The following is a 3,812-nucleotide window of genomic DNA, read 5'->3' on the forward strand; positions in this document are numbered from 1 at the left end:
CGGCCTCGATACAGGAGACGTTGAACCTGTTGCGCGCCCTTCCCAGGATGCTTTTGACGATGCCTCGCTTGTCCTTGAGCGTACGGCTCATGAGACGAAGCCTGATCTGCATCAGCACGACTCGCATCGCGACACCTCCGCATCCTACCTCAAAGGCAAATCCCCCCTGCCCCCCTTTGCCAAAGGGGGGGGACGCCTTGGCAGCTATATCGATGCTACCCGCCGGCAGGCCGAATTCACCCTTCACCCTTCACCCTTCACCCTTCACCCTTCACCCTTCACCCTTCACCCTTCACCCTTCACCATTCACCTTTCACCTTCCGGCATTGTACCACACCAATGAGATCACCCCTAGTACCCCTTTAACTTCTTCCGTTGTCATGCCTTGGTAAATCCGGTACACTGGCGCCCTCGCCGAAAGGAGGTTCGCCATGACCGGATGCCGCTACACGCTTTTGCTCTTATCCCTGCTACTGTGCGCCCTTACCGGGTGCACTTCGCTGAAGCAACTCTCCCAGCTTCCCGATGATTACCAGGTACATGAATTCACCAAGGCCGACCCGGGGGGCCCCTTCGACGTCAGCCGCACGGGAACCATTGCCGCGGCAACAAAGGGGAACATCGAGATCGTCAACACGGACGGGACGATCACCGACCTCCCCGCAGCAAAGGTAACGGCGATTTCGTTCTCCCCGAACGGGAACAAGTTTGCGGCGGCATTGCCGGGGGAGACGAGCACCGTCCTGCGCATCTTCGACAGCAAGGGAAAGGTTCTCGCAGAGACAACCATATTTGAATATGTCACCTCCCTCGCCTGGCGCTCTGATGCCGAGTTGCTGGCTACGGGGCTGAAGATAAAGAGGTTCAAGTTCGGCGCGGAATTGACGGCCCTGCTCTACGACTGGGATGGGGTGAAGGCTCCGACGGTTACCACCCTGAACGCGGTGACGGTACGTCCACATGTGGCGAAGATGCCGGAGCAGACGCTGCTGATGACGCTGAAGATGGCGCTTTCTCCCCTCGGCGATGAGATCGCCTACACCGTGCTGAAAGACCCGCCGATGTTCACCCCTTACCTGAGGGTAGTTACCAGGCACCTCGAAACCGGTGCCGAACATGACATAGGCAAGACCTCCGTTGGCTCCGGCGCCCCACTCTACACCCCTGACAGCGATTCACTACTGGTCCCGGACATGCAGTCACTAACCCGCCGCCTCTCCATCCCCGACGGCCGCGAGATGGATGCCTGGCCAGCGGCCGGGGCCTATCCTGCCCTCTCCCCCTCCGGCGAATTCCTTTTCCTCGATGGACGCCTCTACCGCGAGGGGAAGAGCGTCGCCTCTTTCCCCACGCAATCGAGGGGTGTCTTTTTGCCGGACCGGACCGGGATGGCCGTAAGCTATGACGGCAAACTTTATATCGTCTACGGTCCCAGGGACGAGGGAGCGGCGCCGCAGCCCAAAGACCTTCAGCGTCTGTTGCAATTGCGCAGGCTTAGAAGCCAGGGCCTCATCAGCGAGAAGGAGTACCGGGGCCAGAGAGACCAGGGAGCCGCACGATGATCAGGATGTTTTTGAAGAGCGCCGGCTTGATCGCGGCGTTGGCAGCGTTCAGCCCCCTTGCCGTATTCGCCGCGGCGGAGCCTTGCATCACCTGTCACCTGGAGAAAACCCCGGCGGCGGTCGCGCAGTGGCAGGGAAGCGCCCATGCCAAGGCCGGCGTCGGCTGTGAAAAGTGCCACGGTTCCGATCATGAAAAGATCGTCAAGGGTGAGGCCAAGGTCGACATGGCAGTGTGCGGCGCCTGCCATGACAAGGCGTTGAAGGAACACAAGGCGAGCCGTCACGGGATGGGCCTGCATTCGGGATGGGGCTGCACCAGGAACCTCCAGGACCGCAAGCCCGGCGAGTGCCGTTTCTGCCACCGCGCGGGGGATGAAAAGCCGCACTCCGACGTCGAGTGCGCCCGCTTCCTGAAACAGTCGTCCGAGATGGAGGAGATCGGCTGCAACTACTGCCATAGTGTCGAGAATTCCTGCGACTCCTGCCATTCCAAGCACTCCACCGATCTGAAGATCGTCCGGGATCCGAACTCGTGCGCCAAATGCCACATGGGGCCGGACCACCCGCAGTGGGAGATGTGGCAGACCTCGCTGCACGGCACCCTCAACACGACCGCAGGGAAAGGGACCGGACCCGACTGCCAGAGCTGCCACATGACCAAGGGTCATAACGTCTCCACCGGGATCACCATGAACTCGGGGGGCGTTCCTTATCCGGCCAAGAAGGCGGAACCGGCGCGGGGCGAGATGGTTCAGATCTGCAGCAAGTGCCACTCCCCCGCCTTCGCCAGGCGTGAGCTCGAGCGCGACGATACCGTCCGCAGCCAGAGCCTCGCCATCCTCAAGGAGGCCGAAAAGATCATCTGGGACCTAAACGACCGCGGGCTCCTCGACCCGATGCCGCAGGACCGCCCGCCTCATCCTCTGAGCGGCCGCAAGCTGGTCACGGACAGCCAGATGCTCTACGAGGATACCTCCCACATCGAGAGAATCTTCTTCAAGATGAAGAAGTACGACTATGCCCGAACAGTGAAAGGCGCCTATCACCAGAATCCCGCCTACACCCATTGGTACGGCAATGCCGAGCTGAAGATGGACCTGGTCGACATCAAGAGCGAGGCCAGCCGACTGAAGGAGCGCAAGAAAGCGGGACCGACGGTTGCCTCGTCGCCGGCGTCGAGCGCGGAGGACGAGCTGAAGGCTCTCAAGAACAAGTTCGAGCGTAGCGCCCTGACGGCGGATGAGTACGCCAGGGAGAAGGCCAAGGTACTGGAAAAGATGAAGTAAGGTCCTTCCGGGGGCTGTCCCCCCTCGCCCTCCGGGCAGGGGTGAGGGACGCAAGCCATGCGTGCCGGCTCTCCCTTTCGTAGGAGCGCCCTTCCGGGCGCGAACCGCAGCAACGATACTGCTCACACGGCAAATCCCCCCTATCCCCCCTTTGACAAGGGGGGGACGCAACGCCCACCGACTTCCGGAGGGAGAGGGAGGTTTGGTTACGCCACGTCGCCCGGCTCTCCAACGCCCTTCTCCGGCTGCGCCTCTGTTGCGTTGAGCACATCCAGGAAGTTCTTCAATATCCTCCCCGTCAGCCCCCAGATCTCGTCCTCGCCGTGCTGGTAGAAATAGACCGGCCGCAGCTCCCCCTGCCACTCCCAGTGCTCGACCCTGAAAACCCCGGGCTTGGCAAAATGCGACAGCGGCACCTCTATCAGCCGCTCAATCTCCGCATCGTTGACGGTCAGCCCATATCCTTCGGGGAAGACGCCGACGACAGGGGTGACCAGGTAGTTGTGGATCGAACGGCAGTCATCGAGCTCACCCAGGACCTCGACGTCGGCGGGTACGATGCCGACTTCCTCCCAGGTCTCGCGCAGGGCCGTATCGGCACTGTCGATATCCCCCGGATCACAAACCCCTCCGGGGAAGGAAATCTCGCCGCTGTGGTGGGTAAGATGAGAGGTGCGCTTGGTGAAGAGGATGTGGTATTCCCTGTCCTTGAGGAAAAGCGGGACCAGCACGGCCGCGGGGACCGGGCCGGCCTCCAGCGGGACCCGCTTGCGCAAAGCCAGCGCAGCCCGAATCTTCTCCTTCATTTCGAGAGGATCGGCCATCTCCTCCTCCGGAAAGGGATCTTTCGCCTCGGTCAGAGTACCGGTTCCTTTGCCCTTTTCTTCAACTCCGCGATGGTTGCCGCATAGTCGGGGGTGTTGAATACGGCGCTGCCGGCCACGAAGACGTCGGCTCCCGCGTG

Annotated in this window: 4 protein-coding genes; 2 read left to right on the forward strand and 2 right to left on the reverse strand. The window is 61.6% G+C overall.

Annotated features, from left to right (window positions below):
• Positions 1 to 127: DUF503 family protein (locus AC11W3_RS04015; protein WP_484092538.1), on the reverse strand; the 127-nt coding region annotated here is incomplete at its 3' end.
• 304 nt (positions 128 to 431) lie between these two features.
• Here AC11W3_RS04015 and AC11W3_RS04020 point away from each other — a divergent pair.
• Both AC11W3_RS04020 and AC11W3_RS04025 read left to right on the forward strand, forming a co-directional pair.
• On the forward strand, positions 432 to 1,562 hold the full coding sequence (locus AC11W3_RS04020) for a hypothetical protein (protein ID WP_484091306.1): 1,131 nt from the start codon (positions 432 to 434) through the stop codon (positions 1,560 to 1,562).
• Positions 1,559 to 2,848, forward strand: a complete 1,290-nt coding sequence (locus AC11W3_RS04025; protein ID WP_484092537.1) for a multiheme c-type cytochrome — start codon at positions 1,559 to 1,561, stop codon at positions 2,846 to 2,848. The genes AC11W3_RS04020 and AC11W3_RS04025 overlap by 4 nt, the downstream gene beginning before the upstream one ends.
• A gap of 206 nt (positions 2,849 to 3,054) precedes the next feature.
• Here AC11W3_RS04025 and AC11W3_RS04030 read toward each other — a convergent pair whose 3' ends face one another.
• Complete coding sequence (locus tag AC11W3_RS04030) at positions 3,055 to 3,672, reverse strand: NUDIX hydrolase (protein WP_484091015.1); 618 nt, start codon at positions 3,670 to 3,672, stop codon at positions 3,055 to 3,057.
• Between the last annotated feature and the right edge of the window lie 140 nt (positions 3,673 to 3,812).

Source organism: Geomonas sp., from assembly GCF_056994735.1.